20 protein-coding genes are annotated in these 21,653 nt (G+C 36.2%); 14 read left to right on the forward strand and 6 right to left on the reverse strand.

All coding sequences use genetic code 11. From position 1 onward, the window contains the following. The first annotated feature begins 15 nt into the window (after positions 1-15). The 6 genes from PFY10_02195 to PFY10_02220 all read left to right on the forward strand — a co-directional run bounded on the left by PFY10_02195 (position 16) and on the right by PFY10_02220 (position 5,671). A complete protein-coding gene (locus PFY10_02195; GenBank protein ID WBV57252.1) occupies positions 16-1,632 on the forward strand; it encodes a 2-oxo acid dehydrogenase subunit E2 in 1,617 nt (538 codons plus the stop codon). Between the two features lie 141 nt (positions 1,633-1,773). Next, on the forward strand, positions 1,774-2,442 hold the full coding sequence (locus PFY10_02200) for an ABC transporter ATP-binding protein (GenBank protein ID WBV57253.1): 669 nt from the start codon (positions 1,774-1,776) through the stop codon (positions 2,440-2,442). Between the two features lie 12 nt (positions 2,443-2,454). Continuing rightward, entirely contained in the window at positions 2,455-3,024 is a 570-nt protein-coding gene (locus PFY10_02205; GenBank protein WBV57254.1) for a murein L,D-transpeptidase catalytic domain family protein, read from the forward strand. A 37-nt stretch (positions 3,025-3,061) separates the two neighbouring features. Further along, positions 3,062-3,739 (forward strand): DNA repair protein RadC, encoded by a 678-nt coding sequence (gene radC, locus PFY10_02210; GenBank protein ID WBV57255.1) that lies wholly within the window; start codon positions 3,062-3,064, stop codon positions 3,737-3,739. Beyond that, complete coding sequence (locus tag PFY10_02215) at positions 3,736-4,656, forward strand: hypothetical protein (GenBank protein ID WBV57256.1); 921 nt, start codon at positions 3,736-3,738, stop codon at positions 4,654-4,656. The genes radC and PFY10_02215 overlap by 4 nt, the downstream gene beginning before the upstream one ends. A 184-nt stretch (positions 4,657-4,840) precedes the next feature. Then, positions 4,841-5,671 carry a phytanoyl-CoA dioxygenase family protein gene (locus PFY10_02220; GenBank protein WBV57257.1) on the forward strand — a complete coding sequence of 277 codons (831 nt, stop codon included), beginning with the start codon at positions 4,841-4,843 and terminating at the stop codon, positions 5,669-5,671. On the opposite strand, the gene PFY10_02225 is transcribed toward PFY10_02220, so the two are convergent. Next, the gene (locus tag PFY10_02225; GenBank protein WBV57258.1) at positions 5,666-6,412 is read right to left on the reverse strand and encodes an FkbM family methyltransferase; all 747 of its coding nucleotides are present in this window, start codon (positions 6,410-6,412) and stop codon (positions 5,666-5,668) included. The genes PFY10_02220 and PFY10_02225 overlap by 6 nt on opposite strands. A 185-nt stretch (positions 6,413-6,597) precedes the next feature. Here PFY10_02225 and PFY10_02230 point away from each other — a divergent pair, with 185 nt between their 5' ends. After that, on the forward strand, positions 6,598-7,110 hold the full coding sequence (locus PFY10_02230; GenBank protein WBV57259.1) for a hypothetical protein: 513 nt from the start codon (positions 6,598-6,600) through the stop codon (positions 7,108-7,110). A gap of 22 nt (positions 7,111-7,132) precedes the next feature. Continuing rightward, positions 7,133-7,744, forward strand: a complete 612-nt coding sequence (locus PFY10_02235) for an inorganic pyrophosphatase (GenBank protein WBV57260.1) — start codon at positions 7,133-7,135, stop codon at positions 7,742-7,744. 137 nt (positions 7,745-7,881) lie between these two features. Here PFY10_02235 and PFY10_02240 read toward each other — a convergent pair whose 3' ends face one another. Further along, complete coding sequence (locus PFY10_02240; GenBank protein WBV57261.1) at positions 7,882-9,609, reverse strand: amidohydrolase; 1,728 nt, start codon at positions 9,607-9,609, stop codon at positions 7,882-7,884. A gap of 132 nt (positions 9,610-9,741) precedes the next feature. Between PFY10_02240 and PFY10_02245 the strand changes: the two genes are divergently transcribed. Then, entirely contained in the window at positions 9,742-12,483 is a 2,742-nt protein-coding gene (locus tag PFY10_02245) for a sodium-translocating pyrophosphatase (GenBank protein WBV57262.1), read from the forward strand. Between the two features lie 63 nt (positions 12,484-12,546). Here PFY10_02245 and PFY10_02250 read toward each other — a convergent pair whose 3' ends face one another. After that, entirely contained in the window at positions 12,547-13,686 is a 1,140-nt protein-coding gene (locus PFY10_02250; protein WBV57263.1) for an aminotransferase class I/II-fold pyridoxal phosphate-dependent enzyme, read from the reverse strand. Positions 13,687-13,775: 89 nt separating this feature from the next. Between PFY10_02250 and PFY10_02255 the strand changes: the two genes are divergently transcribed. The 4 genes from PFY10_02255 (at position 13,776) to PFY10_02270 (ending at position 16,238) form a co-directional block, all read left to right on the forward strand. Further along, positions 13,776-14,828 (forward strand): M28 family metallopeptidase, encoded by a 1,053-nt coding sequence (locus PFY10_02255; GenBank protein ID WBV57264.1) that lies wholly within the window; start codon positions 13,776-13,778, stop codon positions 14,826-14,828. A 140-nt stretch (positions 14,829-14,968) separates the two neighbouring features. Beyond that, positions 14,969-15,280, forward strand: coding sequence for a GNAT family N-acetyltransferase (locus PFY10_02260; protein WBV57265.1), 312 nt, complete (start codon positions 14,969-14,971; stop codon positions 15,278-15,280). 79 nt (positions 15,281-15,359) lie between these two features. Further along, complete coding sequence (locus PFY10_02265; GenBank protein WBV57266.1) at positions 15,360-15,728, forward strand: glyoxalase; 369 nt, start codon at positions 15,360-15,362, stop codon at positions 15,726-15,728. Positions 15,729-15,734: 6 nt separating this feature from the next. Continuing rightward, a complete protein-coding gene (locus tag PFY10_02270; protein ID WBV57267.1) occupies positions 15,735-16,238 on the forward strand; it encodes an endonuclease V in 504 nt (167 codons plus the stop codon). A gap of 147 nt (positions 16,239-16,385) precedes the next feature. Here PFY10_02270 and PFY10_02275 read toward each other — a convergent pair whose 3' ends face one another. The 3 genes from PFY10_02275 to PFY10_02285 are packed head-to-tail and all read right to left on the reverse strand — an operon-like array spanning position 16,386 to position 20,356. Further along, positions 16,386-17,975 (reverse strand): MFS transporter, encoded by a 1,590-nt coding sequence (locus tag PFY10_02275; GenBank protein WBV57268.1) that lies wholly within the window; start codon positions 17,973-17,975, stop codon positions 16,386-16,388. Positions 17,976-17,980: 5 nt separating this feature from the next. Further along, complete coding sequence (locus tag PFY10_02280) at positions 17,981-19,027, reverse strand: HlyD family secretion protein (protein ID WBV57269.1); 1,047 nt, start codon at positions 19,025-19,027, stop codon at positions 17,981-17,983. Between the two features lie 9 nt (positions 19,028-19,036). Further along, positions 19,037-20,356, reverse strand: coding sequence for a TolC family protein (locus tag PFY10_02285; GenBank protein ID WBV57270.1), 1,320 nt, complete (start codon positions 20,354-20,356; stop codon positions 19,037-19,039). Positions 20,357-20,522: 166 nt separating this feature from the next. On the opposite strand from PFY10_02285, the gene PFY10_02290 reads away from it, so the two are divergent. Continuing rightward, the gene (locus PFY10_02290) at positions 20,523-21,311 is read left to right on the forward strand and encodes an AraC family transcriptional regulator (GenBank protein ID WBV57271.1); all 789 of its coding nucleotides are present in this window, start codon (positions 20,523-20,525) and stop codon (positions 21,309-21,311) included. Positions 21,312-21,653 lie beyond the last annotated feature (342 nt).

A 21,653-nucleotide genomic window follows, 5' to 3' on the forward strand; every position in this document is an offset into this window, starting at 1 on the left:
TCATATTAAAAAATTATGGCAGAAGTAATTACAATGCCTCGTCTTTCCGACACAATGACGGAGGGGAAAGTGGCGAAATGGCATAAAAAAGTTGGAGATAAAGTAAAAGAAGGAGATATTTTAGCTGAAATTGAAACAGATAAAGCTGTTCAGGATTTCGAATCTGAGATAGAAGGAACCCTTTTGTACGTAGGTGTAGAAGAAGGCGGTGCTGCAGCTGTAGATTCTGTTCTTGCAATCATTGGTAATGAAGGTGAAGATATATCCTCACTAAAAGGAGGAAGCGCTCCGGCAGCGGGAGGATCTGAAGAGAAAAAATCCGAAGAAGAGGTTAAAACCGAAAATAAAGAAACGAGTGTAGAACAAGCTTCTTCTGAAGTTCCTGCAGGAGTGGAAGTGATTACAATGCCAAGACTTTCTGATACAATGACAGAAGGAAAGGTAGCGAAATGGCATAAAAACGTAGGAGATACCGTAAAAGAAGGAGATCTTCTTGCGGAGATCGAAACTGACAAGGCTGTTCAGGATTTTGAATCTGAATTCAACGGGGTATTATTAAAGCAAGGTGTTGAAGAAAACGGAGCAGCTCCGGTAGATTCGGTATTGGCAATTATAGGACCTGCGGGAACAGATGTTTCAGGAGTAGGTGCTGCAAAATCATCAGGTGCTGTTTCAGAAAAACCAGCTGAACAAAAATCCGAAGTGAAGGCAGAAGATAAACCAGCTGCTCAGGCGGTGAGTTCATCATCTACGGATAGAATTGCTATTTCTCCTTTGGCTAAAAAAATAGCTCAGGAAAAAGGGGTGGATATCCATGGTGTACAAGGTTCCGGAGAAAACGGAAGAATTGTAAAAAAAGATATAGAAAATTATCAGCCTTCTCAGGCTAAGCCCGCAGCATCTGCTCCGACGGCAAGTCCTGCAGCTCAGGTTGCTTTAAATTTTGTTCAGGGAGAAGATACGGAAACTCCAAACTCTCAGGTAAGAAGCATAATTGCAAAACGTCTTGCAGAAAGTAAGTTCTCTGCACCTCACTATTACCTGATGGTAGAGATCAATATGGATAAAGCAATTGAGGCAAGAAAAGAAATCAATTCCTTACCAGACACGAAGATCTCTTTCAATGATATGATCATTAAAGCAACAGCTGTTGCGTTAAGAAAACATCCGCAGGTAAATTCAAGCTGGGCAGGTGATAAGATCATTCACAGAGGAAACATCAATATCGGAGTAGCCGTTGCGATTCCTGATGGCTTGGTAGTTCCTGTTCTTAAAAATACAGACCAGATGAACTACAATCAGATTTCTGCGGCTGTGAAAGATATGGCTTCAAGAGCTAAATCTAAAGGCTTAAAAGCAAATGAAATGGAGGGTTCTACATTCTCTATCTCTAACCTTGGAATGTTCGGAATTGAAACATTTACAAGTATCATCAACCAACCCAACTCTGCAATCCTTTCTGTTGGAGCAATCATTGAAAAACCGATTGTTAAAAACGGAGAAATTGTAGTTGGAAACATTATGAAGCTATCTTTAGCATGTGACCACAGAGTAGTAGATGGTGCTACAGGAGCTCAATTCTTACAGACTTTAAAAACATATCTGGAAAGTCCTTTGACTTTGTTACTGTAACAAATCCGGATGATATAGATAAAAACCTCTCGTTACGAGAGGTTTTTTTGTTTATAGATCTTGTAACTCAATAGAATTTCAATCATTAAAAAATTAATGTAAGATCATTAGAATTTTATTTATATTCACTATTTTTGAAACATGATTATAGCAAGAAATATCCATAAATCTTATGGAAATTTAGAAGTGTTAAAAGGGGTTGATATTCATATCAAAACCGGGGAAGTAATTTCTATTGTGGGAGAGTCCGGAGCCGGAAAATCTACTCTATTACAGATTTTGGGAACATTGGATTCGCCTACTAATTCAAAACTTTACGACACCGAAATTACATTGGCTGGCGAGTCATTTATCAATATGACAGATAAGCAACTTTCTAAATTCAGAAACCAGAATATTGGTTTTGTATTTCAGTTCCATCAGTTGCTTCCTGAATTCACAGCACTGGAAAATGTTTTGTTACCTACCAAAATTGCAGGAGCAAATGAAAAAGAAGCGCTGGAAAAAGCTTATGCACTGTTTGAAGATCTAAGAATTGAACAGAGATTGCATCATAAGCCGAACCAGTTATCTGGTGGAGAAGCACAAAGGGTAGCGGTAGCAAGGGCACTTATCAATTCTCCCAAAACTATTTTTGCTGATGAACCAACGGGGAATCTTGATTCAAAAAATGCGGATGATCTGCATCGTTTATTTTTTGATCTTAGGGATAAATACAATCAGACCTTTGTTATTGTAACCCATAATCCCAATCTCGCGGAGATTACAGACCGTAAGCTGGTGATGAAAGATGGAATGATTATAGAATAGTTTGCTTCAATCATGCAAAAAAGAATGTTCTTTTTTCTGGTATTATTTATTTTTGTGGGCTTTAAGTCACAGATCAACTCTAATTTGCCGGAAGCAAAGATCATCGAAATTAAAAGATTCTTAGCCGGGAAAAGTTATAATCAAAACCTCGCTATATTCATTAATTATAAAATCCACTCCGGTAAATATCGTTATTTTGTTTACGACCTGAAAAATAATACAATACTTCAGCAGGCTATTGTTTCTCATGGAAGTGGTTCCGTTAATAAAAACACGGACGTCCTTAGCTTTAGTAATACTGAAGGCTCTTATCAGTCTTCCTTGGGGAAATTTGAAATCAAAGAAAGTTATATAGGGAAGTTCGGGAAATCTTACCGGTTAAACGGTCTTGACTCAAGCAATAATAATGCAATGGGCAGAGCTATTGTTATTCATTCATACGGATGCATACCGGATAAAGAATCACAAACTCCTGCTTGTCTGAGCCTTGGCTGTCCGATGTTATCGTCTGGTTCTTTTCAACAAACCGCCCGCTTTATTGATTCATCTAAACTACCGGTAATATTGTATGCTTTTTATTAAAAATTCGTACTTTGTACTTTTAATTTAAACTTCAATTATGTCCATTAAATTTCTTGCTGAGGATGACAGGCCACGGGAAAAATTTTTACGAAAAGGTAAAGATTCACTTTCCGATTCTGAATTATTGGCCATTGTAATGGGAAGTGGAAATAAAGATGAATCTGCCCTGGAATTAGCCAGGAAGATTTTATCATCTGTTAATAATAACTGGAATGAACTCAGTTTGCTATCCGTTAAAGAGCTTATGAAGTTTAAAGGGATAGGTGAAGTAAAAGCACTTTCAATTGCTACCTCTCTTGAAATAGGACGCAGACGTGCCCGGCAGGAAATCTCAGACAAGCCGGTTATTTCGAATAGTAATGATGCTTATGTCATTTTTAAAAATCATTTATCGGATTTAAGGACTGAAGAATTCTGGGCACTGTTCCTTAACCAAAGTAACAAAGTTACCCAGATTTCACAGTTGACACAGGGGGGGATCAGTCAATCTATCGTTGATGTACGGGTTCTTTTCAAAACAGCGCTGGATAATTTTTCTACAGGTGTAATTATAGCACATAATCATCCTTCCGGAAGTTTAAAACCCAGTCGTGAAGATCTCACCATAACCCAAAAGATAAAGGAAGCGGGAAGGTTTTTAAGTATCCAGCTTTTGGATCATTTAATAATAACCCAGAATGCATATTTTAGTTTCTCAGACGAAGGATTATTATGATTAAGAGAGTACGATACCCTGAAATTGATTTTAAAAAATATACCCAATGCCTGGAAGGCTCTGAACAAAGGAAATATTCAGCTTCTAAAACTTTTTTAGATATCACGTCCCTGGATAAATGGGAATTGCTTGTCTACAATGATTATGAAGCAGTAATGCCGGTTCCGTACGTAAAAAAATACGGAATAAAAATCGTTCACAATCCTATGCTTTGTCAGCAGCTAGGCGTTTTTTCAAAGAAAGATGATGTTTCAATCAATCAGGCGTTTTTGGAATTTTTACAGGAAAACTATCTGATAAGAATTTACCAGTTCAATGATCGTAATCAGTTTCAATCTACAATACCATTGAGAAAAAATTTCCTTATTCTACCTGATGCATACGAAAGGGTGTATGCCAAATATTCACCTAAAAGGAAAAGGAAGTTAAGGCTTGACGAAAATGTACTGGAGAATTCCCTGATTAAAAATGTAAGCTTTGAAGAGGCCCGAAGTTTTATTTCGGCCAATATGCTTGGACTTGATAAAGAAGGTGATCTTAACGGCTTTTTAAGGATTTTTGAAGTATTTTATAAGCTGGGTAAAATTCAATTTTCAGCTTTTTATTTTAAAGATCAGATCATTAATATAATTGCGCTTTATGAAGATTTAGGTACTGTTGCCTTACTTGGAACATTTAACGATAAAGAACATGTGAAAATTTCTGGCGCATCCGTTCTCATCGATCATGCAATCAGGGATCATATAGAAAGTAAAATATTTGATTTTGAAGGAGGAGAGCTGCCTAATATTGAAGAGTTTTTCAGAGGATTCCGTCCGGAATTAAGACCTTACGGGGTTCTGCAGAGTTCTGTGAAATCTTTGGCTGAGAATTTAGTGAGATTAATTATTAAAGGAAGATTCTCAACATTAAAATAGATGACAAGACTTGTTTCTCATTTAGATTCGTTCTAAATATTATTTGTACCTTTATGAGGTTATTTTAACAACCTATTTAGCGATGTTCAAGCAGATCCGAAATTACAAATTACCTTACGTTATTTATAATTTTTTCAATAAGAATAAATTAAAACATAATATTCCGCTTTATAAAAAGTATGGTGTGAAAAAGAACTACTTTTCAAGTATTTCAAGTAAAGATTTTTCGCATCTTCCTGCAAGCAAAAGAGAAGTGCATCAGGAAAAGATGATGAATACGGATTTTTATAAAAGTCTATCGGAAGAAAATAAGGAAAGTGCATCCAGGTATAATGATAATGGATATCTGATCTTAAAAAATTACCTTAATTCTTCAACGGTGGACCAGATCAATGCTGAAATCGAAAAATTAATGAATGACGGGACTTTGAAATTCCGTTACGGCGGTAAGCTGATGTTTGCTATCCGTCATTCGGAAATTATCAGAAATATTGGTAATGATAAGGATTTTCTCGATTTTTTATCGGTGTTACTGGACGGGCAGGCCAAACTTTTCCAGAGTATCAATTTTATTAACGGGAGCCAGCAAAAAACACATTCGGACAGTATCCACATGACTACCTATCCTCTGGGAGGATTATTGGGCGTATGGATCGCTTTGGAAGATGTAGACGAAAATAACGGAGCATTGCACTATATTCCGGGAAGCCATCAATTACCTTATTTCCTGAATTCTGATTATGATAATGAAGGAAGTGTCTTTAAAATCGGTAAAAAAAGTTATAAGGCTTATGAAGAGTTTTTAGAAAATAAAGTTCAGGAGCTGGGATTAAAGAAAGAGGTTTTTCGAGCTAAAAAGGGAGATCTTTTAATATGGCATGCGAACATTCTCCATGGAGGGGAACCACACCTGGATAAAAGCAGAACCCGCAAAAGCCTTGTTTATCATTATTTTGATGAAAACAGTGTTTGCTATCATGAAGTGACCCAACGCCCCGCACTTTTTGAATTATAAACCGACTGGTTTGCATGCAAAAAACACATCTTTACTCTGGCTTTTTATGGTAAATTGATATGGACTCAGATCTTTGTTTAACGTAATGGAATCATAAGGCGGGTGAGTTTCAATTACTATATTCTCTACATTTTGAAGCCATGAATTATTCTTGCTGAGTAGTTCAGCTTCCGCTCCTTCAATATCGATTTTAAGAAGATCAATATTTTGGATACCATTATTTTTCATGATGCTTACAATAGATAAAGCGTCCGTAAGAATACCAGTTTCAGATATTTTTTGATTGTAAGAAAGTTCATCTCCACCGAAGTGTAAAGCACCATCTTCAAAATGGGCTGCTGCATGTAAACAAATAATATTCTTAAATGACTGCGTATTGACTTTTAGCAGTTCAAAATTATCGCGGGAAGCTTCCACTGCATAAATTTTGGCGTTAGGATATTTCAGAGACAGGTAAATGGAGGTCATTCCGATGTGAGCACCGAGATCAACTATAATCTCAGGGCTTTTGTTTAACAATTTAAGATGATCGGTATAGGTTTCTTTCCAGAATATTTCGTAGAAAATATCAATATCACCTTTAAAGGTCCTCAAATACAGGCTGAATTCTTTTTTATTCTTCTTAAAATTATATACAAAGGTCTCATTGTTATTAAAATTGAGATCGTTCTTTCTGAATTGGGAACTGTACCTTTTTGAATTAACAATAATTGTAAAAAAGGTCTTCAGATTACCGCTCATATTTTTATTGAAAATAACCTTTGAAATGTAGTTTTTTAAAGACATTATAAATTATAAGATGGTTGACAGTACAAATTAATGTTATTTATGTTTATTTCACTATTTTTTTGATAGGAAAATAAAAAATAAAAGCTTTAAACTTGTATAGTGAATAGTAAATTATTAGTAATTTTGCACATCGAATTATGACAAGTTTTTCAGAATATCTGCCGTATGCTTTTGCTCTAATTATTGCAATTCCTTTTCTGGTTTTGCTAAGACAATTTGTACATACCTATATTACCCTTAAAAACCAGGAAATAAAGCTTCTGTCCGTGAAATCAAATTCTGAGAACAAGAGCCATTCATATGAAAGGATGACGTTGTTTCTGGAAAGGATCAAACCTTCGAATATTGTTCAACGGTTTGATAAGGATCTGGCAGTTCATGAATTTATTTTTCTTACGGAAAAAACGATCAATGAAGAGTTCGAGTACAATTCTTCTCAGCAGCTTTATTTAACGAAAAATTCATGGAAGAATGTTGTCGATTGTAAAAATGCAATTATAGATTTGCTTCATAAGACGTATGAAGGTCTTAATAATAATGCCGATCTTAATGAATTTAAAACGGTTTTTATTATGAATTACATGAATGCTGAAGATTATATTGCTGTTACCATAGAAGATTTAAGAAGAGAAGTTTTAATATTATCATAACAAAAAAATTAAAATATAAATAATGATTCCAAATTTTAAAGCACATCCGTGGCATGGAATTTCTGCAGGAGAAGATGCGCCAAATGTTGTAAATGTATTTGTGGAGATTGTTCCTTCAGATACGATTAAGTATGAAGTTGATAAGGAAACTGGATATTTAAAAGTAGACCGTCCTCAGAAATTTTCAAATATTATCCCTGCTTTGTATGGTTTTGTGCCAAGAACATATTGCCATAATGAAGTTATGAAGCTTGCTGTTGAAAGCGGTGCTGATGATGTAACAATGGGAGATCATGACCCATTGGATATTTGTGTATTAAGTTCACACAACATCCACTCAGGAGGAATGTTGATGGAAGCTATTCCAATCGGTGGTTTCAAAATGATTGATGGAGGTGAGGCAGATGATAAAATTGTTGCTGTAATGGTAGGTGATCATGCTTTCGGACATTTCAGGGATATCGCTGAATTACCGGAAGCCGAAGTAAGAAGATTGATGCATTACTTCTTAACATACAAAAACTTACCGGATGAGCCTGCAAAATGTAGAATCCAGGAAGTTTACGGAGTAGAGCATGCAAGAAAAGTAATAAAAGCATCACAAAAAGACTACGCAGAAAAATTCGGTGGCTAAAATAAAACAGCATCCGGAACGCAATATAAAGAAGGCAGATGAATTTTCATCTGCCTTCTTTATATTTTTAATTAAATGAAGAGGGAAAAGGACCTCCGGTCATTAAATATAACCCTTGATCGTATTATAAGAACTTCCTATTTTCTTTGATAAACAGAAACTCCTTCTTTAATCGTTTCCAATACTTTAATATTCCGGATTTGTTCAGGATCAATGGTTAATGGATTTTGATCTAATATGACAAAATCAGCAAGCTTTCCAGCTTTGATGGAGCCTTTCCTTTCTTCTTCCTGAAGCTGATAAGCTGCATTAATCGTGATGGCTTTTAATGCCTGAAGAGGGGTTATTCTTTCATTGGGACCCAGGATCCTTCCGGAACGGGTTTTCCTGTTCACTGCAGAATACATTGCTGTAATCAAATCGGGTGGCGTAACGGGAGCATCGTGATGCATGGTGAAGATAATTCCTGCCTTTAACGCTGAATTTGCAGGACTGATGAATGAGGCCCTTTCCGGCCCGAAAACGCTTGAATAATGCCAGTCTCCCCATAAATATACATGAGTAGAAAAATAAGAAGGAATAAGCCCTATATCTTTAATTTTCTGAATATGATCCGGACGGCTGTTCTGAACATGGATCAGGGTGGCACGAAGTTCTGGCCTGTAAATATTTTCCTCTTTCAGTTTTCCGATCACCCGTAATACCTGATCAATAGCAGCATCACCATTTACATGAAGCTGTGCGGTGATATTGTTTTGAAATAAAGTTTTCAGATCCTCGTATAAGACCTGGTCAGAAAATATCGGAAAGCCTTTATAATCTGCTGACTGGCCTTCGGGAGGAACGAGATAAGGCTGGGTAAGCCAGGCCGTTTTTCCCTGTGGCGAGCCGTCATCTGAAAATTTAAAACCGCCAAGTTTTAAATGATTGTTGTATTTCATATATTTCGGCTTAAAGGTACTCAGCTCCTTTTTGAAATACTCATAATCGGGAAAATACACAACATCTGCTTTAAAAACGTGTTCGGATGCCGCTTTTTCCAGAAGGGCCACACTTTCGCCCATTGTCCTTCCGTCACAGATGGTGGTCTGGCCATAGCTGAGCCATTCATCCTGAGCTTTCTTAAGATTCTGCATGGCTTGCTCCTGAGCATTTCCTGTTTGTTTACTCATTTTTTCTGTAAGGGAAAGAAGCGCTGAAAAGCTTGCGTTTTCTTCTAATTTTCCATTAAGCATTCCTGTTTTTTTATTTCGCCCGTAATGGCCTCCTTCCGGATCTTTTGAAGAATCTGATATCCCTAAAAGCTTTAGCATGGCGGTATTGGCTACACTTGCATGACCTGAGGTATGAATAACAATAATAGGATTTGTTTTGCTTATAGCATCCAGTTCGTCCCTGGTCGGATGTCGGTGTTCGGTCATGATGGCATCATCATACCCATTGCCTATGACTGGTTGATTAGCAGGAATAGCATAGTCTTTAAGGTATTTTCTGATGGTATTCTGAAGGTTTTTAATGGAATTAACCGTACCATAAGGTTCAGGAAACAGATCGATTGCCTGCAGCATCCCCGCTCTTGAAGTGAGATGGCTATGAACATCAATAAAACCGGGAAGTAAAACTTTCCCTTCAAGATTGATGATCTTCGTTTTTTCATCTGTATAGTGGTAGGCTTCTGCCTTTGTTCCGGCGAAAAGTATTTTACCATTTTTTAAAACTACTGCCTCCGCCTGGGGAAGTGTATCTTCCATTGTTAAAATTGTTCCTCCAAAATAAAGAATTTCTGCTTTTTCTTTCTGAGGTCTTCCTGCACAGCTGATAACAATAAGAACTACTGAAAATAGTAAATAAATTGATGCTTTCATACAATATCGTGTTTTTGTGGTGTTCTTAAATTTACGAATAAATATATTATCGGCCTAGTCTTAATAAACCATAAGAATTTTTGTTATATTTATAAAACTAATTACTATTTATTAATATAAAAATAATAAACTATGGATTTGTTCTATTTAATTCCGGTTTTTGGTGTTATTGCTTTACTATACACTTTTATACAAAGTAATTGGGTGCAAAAACAGAATGCCGGAAATGAAAAAATGAAAATTATCAGCGGGCATATCGCTGACGGTGCGATGGCTTTTCTAAAGGCCGAGTACAAGATTTTAACTTATTTCGTAGTAGTTGTGGCGATCTTATTAGCCGTAATGGGAATGAGTAATTCTAATTCCCACTGGAGTATCGGGATTGCCTTTGTGGTAGGAGCTATTTTTTCTGCTTCTGCTGGTTTTATTGGGATGAAAATAGCAACCAAAGCCAATGTGAGAACTGCAGAAGCCGCGAAGACTTCATTGTCTAAAGCTTTAAAAGTTTCATTTACAGGAGGTTCAGTAATGGGAATGGGGGTTGCAGGATTAGCCGTCCTGGGCTTAGGAGCTCTTTTCCTGATCATTAAGCAGATCTTTGCTGCTGATGCTCCGGTTGATTCTCATGAGATGGAAAAAACGATTGAGATCCTTACCGGATTTTCTTTAGGCGCAGAGTCTATTGCATTGTTTGCCAGAGTGGGCGGCGGTATTTATACTAAAGCGGCCGACGTAGGGGCGGATCTTGTAGGGAAAGTGGAGGCAGGAATTCCTGAGGATGATCCCCGGAATCCGGCTACCATTGCAGATAATGTGGGAGATAATGTAGGGGATGTGGCAGGAATGGGAGCCGATTTATTTGGTTCTTACGTAGCCACTGTTCTGGCAACAATGGTACTGGGAAGAGAGACAATTTCGGTGGATTCTTTCGGGGGATTTGCTCCCATTCTGCTTCCGATGCTTATTGCAGGAACCGGGATCATTTTTTCCATCATAGGGACCTTATTTGTCAGAATTAATGACAATGAAGGAGCTTCAACTTCCAGTGTGCAGAATGCATTGAATCTGGGGAACTGGGGAAGTATCGTAATTACTGCGGTAGCTTCTTATTTCCTGGTTACTTATATTTTACCTGAAACAATGGTATTAAGAGGTCATGAATTTACCAAAATGGGTGTTTTCGGGGCTATTATGGTAGGATTGGTGGTAGGAACTTTAATGAGTATCATCACTGAATTCTATACAGCGATTGGTAAAAGGCCGGTTTCCAGTATTGTGAGACAATCTTCGACCGGTCACGCAACGAATATTATCGGAGGTCTTGCTGTAGGAATGGAGTCTACTTTACTTCCTATTATTGTTTTGGCAGGAGGTATTTACGGATCTTATCTATGCGCCGGTCTTTATGGGGTGGCTATTGCAGCGGCCGGAATGATGGCGACAACAGCTATGCAGTTAGCGATTGATGCCTTTGGACCCATTGCTGATAATGCCGGAGGAATTGCTGAGATGAGTGAACTCCCGAAAGAAGTTCGTGAGAAAACAGATATTCTTGATGCCGTAGGAAATACCACCGCAGCTACAGGAAAAGGATTTGCTATCGCTTCTGCAGCATTAACAGCCCTGGCTTTATTTGCGGCATTCGTAGGAATTGCAGGAATTGACGGAATCGATATATACAGGGCTGATGTTTTAGCCGGCTTATTTGTAGGGGGAATGATCCCTTTTATTTTCTCGTCACTGGCAATCACAGCGGTAGGTCAGGCGGCAATGGCCATGGTGGAAGAAGTAAGGAGACAGTTTAGAGAGATCCCGGGAATTCTTGAAGGGACTGCTGAACCCGAATATGAAAAATGTGTTGCCATATCAACGGATGCGTCGATAAGAAAAATGATGCTTCCGGGAGCAATAGCGATTATATCTCCTTTATTAGTAGGTTTTATTTTTGGTCCTGAAGTATTGGGTGGATTCTTAGCCGGAGCTACGGTATGTGGTGTTCTGATGGGGATGTTCCAGAATAATGCCGGAGGTGCGTGGGATAATGCCAAAAAATCTTTTGAAAAGGGTGTAGATATCAACGGTAAGACTTATTATAAAGGTTCAGAGCCTCATAAAGCTTCTGTAACCGGTGATACTGTGGGAGATCCGTTCAAAGATACTTCCGGACCATCGATGAATATTTTAATTAAATTAATGTCTATTGTTTCTTTAGTGATTGCGCCTACATTGGCCACTTTACATAAAGATAAGATTGAAGCTGAAAGAAAAGCGACAATTGAAAATTTATTGAGCAAAGCCGGTGCACATTCAGGTGTCGAAAATATGGATCCGGGAGTTTCTGGAATTACTGTAACTCCAGCCGAAATCAAAGGACATTTGAATGAAAACGGAGATTTTGTATATGAAACCGGAAATATCAAGGAAATCAAGATGAACAATGGAAAAACCATTTCACTTGGAGAAAACAGCCGTCTGTTTGAAATGTATAACAGCATAAAAAACAAAAATCAATCTGTTCTGGATCCTAATCATTGGTACACAATTGAAAATCTTTATTTTGAAAGTGGTTCCAGTGATCTTAAGGCGGGTTCTGATGCTCAGCTGGCTAATTTAGCGGAACTGTTGAATGCTTTTCCGGGTCTTAGGATAAAATTAGGTGGTTATACAGATGATACAGGAAATCCTGACAGTAATAAAAAACTATCCAACTTAAGGGCTCAAACAGCTAAACTGAAACTTTTAGAAATGGGTATACCTTCAGATAGAGTAGAAGCAGAAGGATATGGTTCCCAATTCCCTGTTTGTGAAGAAAATGATACCGATGAATGTAAAGCAAAGAACAGAAGGATTGACGTAAGGGTCCTTTCTTTATAATTCGAAAAAATATCTACAAAAAGCACCGCAATTTGCGGTGCTTTTTTATGTGGAGCAATCTAACTAGAGGTTCTTTTTTAAATGTTCCATCGCCCGGATGATCATATCATCGCTTTTAATAAAGCTAAATCTTACATAATCAGAATTTTGCCTTGAATTATAAAAGGCTGACAAAGGAAGGCATGCGACCTGTTTTTCTGTGGTCAGCCACTTTGAAAATTCAACATCAGTCATGGTTTTAGAGATGTTTCTAAAGTTAACCAATTGAAAAACACTTCCTTCTGACCGCTGTTCAACAACTAAAGGCGTATTTTTAATTAATTCATTGAACAGATCTCTCTTCTTTTGCATCAGGAGTTTGTTTTCCAGGGGATCAAAAACCTCAAGGTATTTTGCAATAGCATATTGAGCAGGACCATTGGCACTATATGAAATATACTGTTGATGACATCTGAATTGAGAGGATAGAGGTTTCGGTGTAAGCAAATAGCTTACTTTCCAGCCTGTTGTATGGAACATTTTACCAAAGGAGAAAATGCAGAACGTTCTTTTTCTAAGCTCTTTGTGTAAAAAGGAACTGTAATGTTCCTGTTCATCATAGCAATAGGTGTCGTAGATTTCTTCCGATATAAGATAGATTTCCTGATGACTGATCAGATCATAAAGATGATTCCAATCCTGTTCTGACCATATTTTGCCGGTGGGGTTTTGTGGAGAATTCACAATGATCGCTTTGGTCTTTTCCGATAAACAGCATTGAAGTTTATCCCAATCTATATCAAAATCATTTCCAAGATCATGATATACAGGAACACCACCATTGAGAACAATAGAAGGAGCATAAGTGTAATAGGATGGCTGGATAATAATCACTTCGTCTCCGGGGTTTATAATGCTTTTTAAAGCCGTATATAAGGCAAAGGTTGTACAAGGGACTATGGTGATCTCTTCCTTTTTCAGATGGATCGGATTTTTACGTTTTTCATTAAATCTGATGATGGATTCTATAAGAGACGGGCTACCCGCAAGCGGTTCGTACTGATGGTGAATCAGATCAACTGATTCTTTAAGGTAATATTTGAGGCGGTGATCAATATCAAAATCAGGTAACCCTAGTGATAAATCATAACTGTTATGCTTTGCGGCCAGCTCAGACATATCAGTAAAAAAAGAATAATGTGTAAATCCGTAAATATTTTCCACCTTTTGCGTGTTTATATCAAATATAAGGAAATTTAGAATCGGTTATAGATTAAATAAATTTTGTTACTTTTAGTAAAATTATTTTTGTAATGAGAAAAATACTTATTCCACTATTGGCTGTCGCGATATTATCTGCTTGCGAAACTGCTAAAGTGACATCGGAAAATCAAAACGGGCAATCGGCTTCAAAGGCAATATCTAAGTCTGAGAAAGCTTTTCAATCTGCATATAAAGAAATTAAGCTAGATGACCTGAAGCAAAATTTATATGTGATTGCTTCCGATGAAATGGAGGGCAGGGATACCGGAAGCCCGGGACAGAAAAAAGCAGGAGAGTATATGGTTAAATTTTACAAAGATCTCGGAATTTCTTATCCAAAAGCTTTAGGTTCATATTATCAGAAAGTACCCGCATCTTTCATGCAACAGAGAGGAGGGAGAAATCTTCCTGATTCTGAGAATATCCTTGCATTTATTGAAGGTTCTGAGAAGCCTGACGAAATAGTTGTGGTTTCTGCGCATTATGATCATGTAGGTACGAAGAACGGTATCGTATACAATGGGGCTGATGATGATGGAAGCGGAACTGTAGCTGTGATGGAGATAGCCAAAGCTTTTCAAAGTGCTAAGAAAGCCGGTAACGGACCCAAAAGATCTATTTTATTCCTGCATGTAACGGGAGAAGAGCATGGATTATTCGGATCAGAATATTATACGGACAACCCGGTCTTCCCATTAGCCAATACGGTAGTAGATCTGAATATCGATATGATCGGAAGGGATGATCCTGAAAACAGAGGAAAAAACTATGTGTATGTAATAGGCTCGGAAATGTTGAGTTCACAGCTGAAAGTAATTAATGAAGCTGCCAATAAAAAGACCAATAATTTAGCACTTAATTATAAATATGATGATCCTAATGATCCTGATAGATTGTATTACAGATCGGATCACTATAACTTTGCAAAGAATAATATTCCTGTCGCTTTTTTCTTTGACGGAATCCATGAAGACTATCATAAACCAACCGATGATGTTGAAAAGATTGATTTCAGTTTATTGCAAAAAAGAGCTCAGCTGGTATTTACAACAGCGTGGGAAATTACCAATAGACCGGAGAAAATTACGGTTGATAGAAAATAATAGATAATAAAATACTATAATTAATTACTTTATATAAATGATGTAATTATCTATTATATAGTTGTTTATTTATTTTTATTAAAGTATTACGTGATGGTAATTCGAGAGGCGAAATCAGAAGATATTTTCAGATACAGATAGTGAGAAATGCTGTAAAAGAAAATAGATTGTCAAATCCTGATCTTGTTACTGATAAAGATTGCGAAGAATTTTTATTTGAAAGAGGGAAAGTTTGGGTGTGTGAAATCAATGATCAGGTTGTCGGTTTTTCAATTGTTGATTTGAAAGAAAATAACATTTGGGCACTATTTGTTCACCCAGATTTTGAAGGTCGGAATAGGGCAAAAGCTTCACCACAATCATGCTGGATTGGTATTTTCAGCAAACTAAAAAAAGTGTTTGGCTGGGAACAGCTTTTGATACAAGAGCTGAAAAGTTTTACCGGAAGATAGGCTGGAATGAAACAGGAACTCATGGAAAGAACGAAATTAAATTTGAAATGACTTATAAAACCTGGAAACAAATAAAACCATGAAACAAAAAATGAAATCAATTCGACCATTTATTGGTGCTCAAAACTTTATGGAAAGCAGATCTTTTTATACGGATCTGGGATTTGAGGAAATTGTTTTAGAAGAAAAATTATCATTATTTAAAAAACAAGATATTGCATTCTATCTTCAGGATGCATATGTGAAAGAATGGATTGATAATACCATGATCTTTGTTGAAGTAGAAAATGTGGATGAATATTGGCAGGAACTTTTGGATTTGAACTTGACAGAGAAATATAATACTATAAAACTAACGCCCGTAAGAACCCTGAATTGGGGAAAAGAATGTTTCGTGCATGATCCTTCTGGTATTTTATGGCATTTTGGAGAATTTTTCAAACATTAATTGAAGATGATTTACGCTTTTGATACCTACTATTATGAGAATTACGCCTACACAGTCTGTCTGGCATTCAAAGACTGGGAAGATGATCTGGAAACAGCAGCTTACAGTGAAAAAACTCCTATAACTTCTGACTACGAAAGTGGAGCTTTTTACAAACGGGAACTTCCATGTATTCTAAGTTTATTATCAAAGATTGATCTCAAAAATGGAGATATTCTGTTAGTAGATGGTTATGTGACTCTCAATAATGAAGGTAAGATTGGACTCGGAGGATATTTATATGAAAAATTAGAAGAAAAATATCCTGTTGTGGGAATTGCAAAAAATGAATTCTCCGCTCCTGACTCTCAGCGGAGAACAATCTATAGGGGGGAAAGTAAAACACCGTTATTTCTTACTTCGAAAGGAGTTGATGTAGATTTCTTAAAAAATAAAATAGAGAAAATGCACGGATTGTACAGAATACCGACATTGTTGAAAAAACTAGATCAATTGACAAGAATTGCTTAATTACAACCTTCTTATCTACAACTAGGTGAGGACTTTGTCAGAATTTTAAATTTTATAAAAGGATAAAAACGGATAAGAAGCAGAATATATAATTCTGCTTCTTATTTCGTTAATGTAGTCCATAATAAACGGAATTTACGAACCAGTTTAATAAGGTACATTTCCTTTTCGCAATCTGAGAACAATATTTTGAATTCCAGGTAAGCATATCAAAATAACAATTACAACAAGCAATCCGATCAGCATAATGTCATAATAATCTTTTGTTGAGCGTATTAATATCTGTTGTTTTATAAAATAATTGAAGTAAGCATTTGAGGCTCCTTTGGAAGTATACATATCGTTGCCTGCATTCAAATAAGCTTGTTGAATATTCTGCAGGGTAATTGATAATTGGGGATTCGTTTCTGTCAATGATTCTCTGAGCTTATCATTGGCTTCAGATCTGGTATATAATTGTGTATAATTGTTTACAGCCATACTGCTGCTAAATCCTAAGAATCTGGCAAAAATACCAAGAAAAGCAGCATTGAAGGCAACCTTTGGAGGTGCTGAAGAAACCATAAATGATACAATAGGAACAAACAAGACCCCTGTAGAAACTCCATAGATGAACATTGGAAGAATAAAGTCTTTTGTTTCGCCCGTAGAAGATACAAATTGTAACATGTAGAAATAATAGCAGGCCATGATGACAAATCCTGTGATAATAATTCTTATCAAGGAAATCCCCATTAAGATAAAACGAGCAGTGATGGCCATGCTGACTGCTGTACCTAAGATAACGGCTATCCAAACAGGAATAATATGGAGCGGATCAGTGGCAAGGACAACTTCTATATAGCCATAGGTAAGGCCGGTTGTTCCTTTAAAAATATAAAAAACAAAAAGCAATAATAAACCGATGACAAAATTTTTGGCTTTAAAGATCTGTAAATTAATCAATGGATGTTTTAACCTGTTTTCCCGGACTATAAAAAGAAACAACAGGATGATAAAGAACATGCCCAACAGAACAATAACTGGACTATCTAACCAATTGAGCTGCTGTCCATATATCAAAATGTATCCGATAACAGAGGAAAATGTAAGATAGTAGAGATACCCGATCCAATCTACTCTGTAGAGAGGAATCTTTTTTGAAAACCTGGCTTTTGAATTCATGCCTATTAAAATCACAAAAAGCAGAGTAATGAGCATTAAAATCAATCCGAAAAACAGCCAGTTAAAGTCTAAGACATCAAGTAAAATACTGCTATAAATAGCATATACGGGAACTGCGATCTGTATGGCTGCATAGAAAATACTGTAACCGATAACTCTTGCTCTCGTGGAAGATAAACGGGAAAAAACCATATTGAGGATGATACTGCAAATGAGTGCACAGGCAATTCCCTGAACGACTCCGCATACCAGAAATAATCCCCAGTTTTTAGAATAAAAACAGATGAGTGAACTCACCGAATTTAATGCTAACCCTATTATCAGATATTTCCTGGGTGCAAAATATTTAGTAATACGAAAATCTAAAGCTAAAAAAGTGACTGCAGAAGAATAGGTAAGTACCATAGCATATTGAACATCTGTTGGCTGGACTCCATAATATCCTGCCATACTGATAGGCCTTCCGTACAGAGCAAAGCTGAATAAGGAGATCATTAATATGGTAAAAATAATGCTTCTGGCAAGCCATTCAGGGATCCAACTTTTAAATATGGGCATATTGTGGGCTTCCATTAGCTTTAATTTTTGTTGATATACACATTAGCATTCATTCCTGCAGATAGCCCGGACAGTTTCTCCTTGGTTTCTGTAAGCTTGATTCTTACAGGAATACGTTGTATTACTTTTACAAAATTGCCTGTAGCATTATCTGGTGGTAGAAGAGAATAGCGGGAACCTGTAGTAGGAGATAAGGATTCTATGACACCTGAAAATGTTTCTCCTGGAAAAGCATCCACTTCTATATTGACCTTTTGGCCTATTTTGAATGTCTTGATCTGTGTTTCTTTGAAATTGGCTACCACCCATTTCTCCTGCGATTTATTGACAAGAAATGCCAGAGTCTGCCCAGGTTGAATCAGTTGTCCTTCCTGAATGTTTTTTTTTCCTATTTTACCATCAAATGGGGCCGTGATTACCGTATAACGTATATCGAGATCCTGTCTTTCTATAGATGCCTGTCTTACTTTTATTTCAGCATTTATTGCGAAACGTTGTGCTTGTATATCATTGAGTTTTGACTCTGCTACCCGAAGAGATGCGAGCGTTTCTTCGTAATCCGATTGATTGGTTAATAGGGAAGTATGTACATTATCAAATTTTTGTTGAGTAGTCGATTCATCTGCCAGAAGGTTTTTATAGCGATCGTATTCCTTTTGCTGCTGATCCAGTTTAGCTTTGATTCCTGAAATATGGGCTTTTATGACATCAATATTTTTGATCTGGGTTTGTTCACTGGCGCTTAGTATAGGGAGTTTGGCCTCCGATGTCGCTAATTCTGCTAAAGCTGTTTCTTTTTTAAGATCATATTCATCCCTTTCAATACGTACGAGAGTATCTCCTTTATGGACTTCCTGATTATCCTGATAATAAATTTTGCTGATATATCCCCCAACTTTAGCATTTATAGGTGATAGATAAGCTTCTATCTGTGCATCATTGGTCTGCTCATACCAATATCCTTTCCAGAAATGAAGTACAGCCCAAGTGATGATTACGATTAATAATAGTATTCCTAACCATTGTGTTGCTACTACTATAATACGGTCTGTTTTATTCTTGTTCATAATTTTATTTTAAAGTGTTCCTGTGATAATCAATAGTTTTATATGGCTTAGTCTTAAATTTGCTTCAGCAGATGTAAGATTGAATTTGGCTTGTAACAGAATGTTCTCAGCATCTAAAAGATCGGTCAGAAGAGATTGCTGATTGAGGTAGCTGTTTCTGATTACTCTCACACTTTCAGTACTTTGACGGATGGTAAGTTCTGCTGTCTCTACACTTTCTCTTGCCTGTTCTCTTTCAAGGAAAGCATCTCTTACTTTAATCGATAGGTCGTCTTGTTTTATCCGGCTCTTTTCAATCTCCTGTTTTTTCAGGTTATATGCATGAGCAATAGTGTGTTTACTCTTATAAAGATTGTCTACAGAGTAGGTTACCTTTAAACCTATTTGACCAAATCCACAGAGATCATTGGAGTATGGATAAAATGAAATTTGAGGATACGTATAGTTGTATCTGGAGTATAAAGAAATCCTTGGTAATAGGCTTGATTTTACCTGCCTAATATTAAGCTCACTTAATGTCTGATTTGTGTTAACGATCTTAAGATCAGGTGAATTATCGAGTGCAGCTGCAAGATAGTCTTCATAATTAGATCCTTGTAAATTCTTGTTTTCCAGAATATCTTCAGAAGAAATATCCAGTGGCTCAGTACTACTTCTTCCCATCAGAATGTTGAGTCGTTGCTTGGTAAGATCAATTTTCTTTTTTACATCCGAATCACTGAGTTGCAATTGAGATAGTTTGACTGAGATTCTTAATACATCACTCTTCAATACAATACCATTCTTGTTAAGATTTTCAATGGTGGATAGCTGCTTCTTTTCGCTAGAAATTTCGGAGGAAATAAATGATTCAAATTCCTGGAATTTGTACAGATCGTAATAGGATGCAGCGATCATATATTTTACATTATCTTTCTGTAATTCAAACTCATATTGTTTGCGTATTTTCTCTTCTTTTTTAATTTCAATGTTTCTTTTGTCTTTTCCTCCACTATAAAGATTGAAATCCAGATTGTAGCCCAATCCATAACCATATCCCTTAATTGGAACACTTTGAGGTGACGAAAACAGACCATTTTCATACAGAAGAAACTTGGAGTTAAGACGAAAATCTCCAACGACAGACAATTCTGGTAATTGCTTATCTTTTGCTTCTAAAATACTGATATCGCTTTCTTCTTTTGCCAGTTCTGCAAGTTTCAATTGTTTGTTTTGTGACTCTGATATATTCCAGATCTCATTCAATGTCAATACGGAGGGATTATCCTTTATTTGTGCTTTTATACCAGCCGAAACAGCCAGGTACAGAAGTATGATATATCTTTTCATTGTAAGATTACATTTTTATACTGGCAAAATTATTGTGGATTAAAATGAGTCTTTTTATAATATTAGCCTTATTTTTGTTTATTCTGGCCAATATTTTTAAGTTTATCTCTATTTGATAAGTCATTATCAGTGTTCTGTTGTAAAATTTTAAAATCGACTCCTGCCTATGAAAACGATAAAAGAAGTAAGAGAAAAAGTAGATGCTCATCCTGCATCCATATTGATGATCCGTCAGCAATGGGAACAAAGACTACCCATGCATAGGCATCAGAAAGGACAGTTGCTTTTGGTTATTGGTGGAATGGCAAAATTGAGAACAAAAGAAAAAGATCTTTACATTCCACGCAGTCACTATATCTGGATGCCTAAAATGTATTCGCATAATTTGATGTTCAATTCTAAGGATCTTGATATCATTAATATTTACTTTCCGGAGGAAGAAAAATTTAATCATCCATTTTACGATGATCTGGGGATATATCCTGTTAGTAATCTACTTTCTGAGCTTTTGAATTTCGGAAAGGATTGGAATGGAGATTTCTTTCCAGATTCATGGGAATATGAATTTCTTCTCACTATGAAACATTTACTTCCTAAGGAGAATTTGAAAAAATTTTCTATCCAGTTGCCTACCACCAGTGATGAACGTCTTACTGCAATTATAAAATTTGTTCGAAACAATTTAGAAAACCCACTCACACTAGAAGAAGTAGGGGGTAAATTTGGATTTAGTGTAAGAAGTCTGACCCGTATATTTACCAATAAATTGGGGATTTCGTTTATCCAGTATGTAAAGATGGTAAGGATCATTCGTGCAATGGAATTACTAAAAGATACCACTCTGAGTATGAGTGAGATTGCTTATGAAATTGGCTATTCCAATATTTCAGCATTTAGCAATACATTTCAGCAACTGACTAATATGAGACCAACAGAATTTAAATCGATGCTTTAATGAAATAATTATTCCCGTCTGTAATTGCATCTGAAGCTTTTCTATCAGGGATTATTGATGCCATTAATCATTTTTCTTTTTATTGAGATTTAATTAAAAAAATGATAAAATATTTTTTTAATTAAAAAAAGTTTATACATTTGTCACATCAAAAAATAAAAGTGAACAGTACATTCAACAATATTATTACTATCGTTATTGTCATTATCGGATTCCGGTGATGAGCGATGGTATTGTTGAAACTCTATAAAATTATTAGAAAGCCATCCTCATCCGGGATGGCTTTTTTTATGCCCGAATTTTAAAAAATCTAAAAAAATTAAAATATGTATTACAACAAAA

The organism is Chryseobacterium daecheongense, assembly GCA_027920525.1.
Lineage (GTDB): Bacteria > Bacteroidota > Bacteroidia > Flavobacteriales > Weeksellaceae > Chryseobacterium > Chryseobacterium proteolyticum.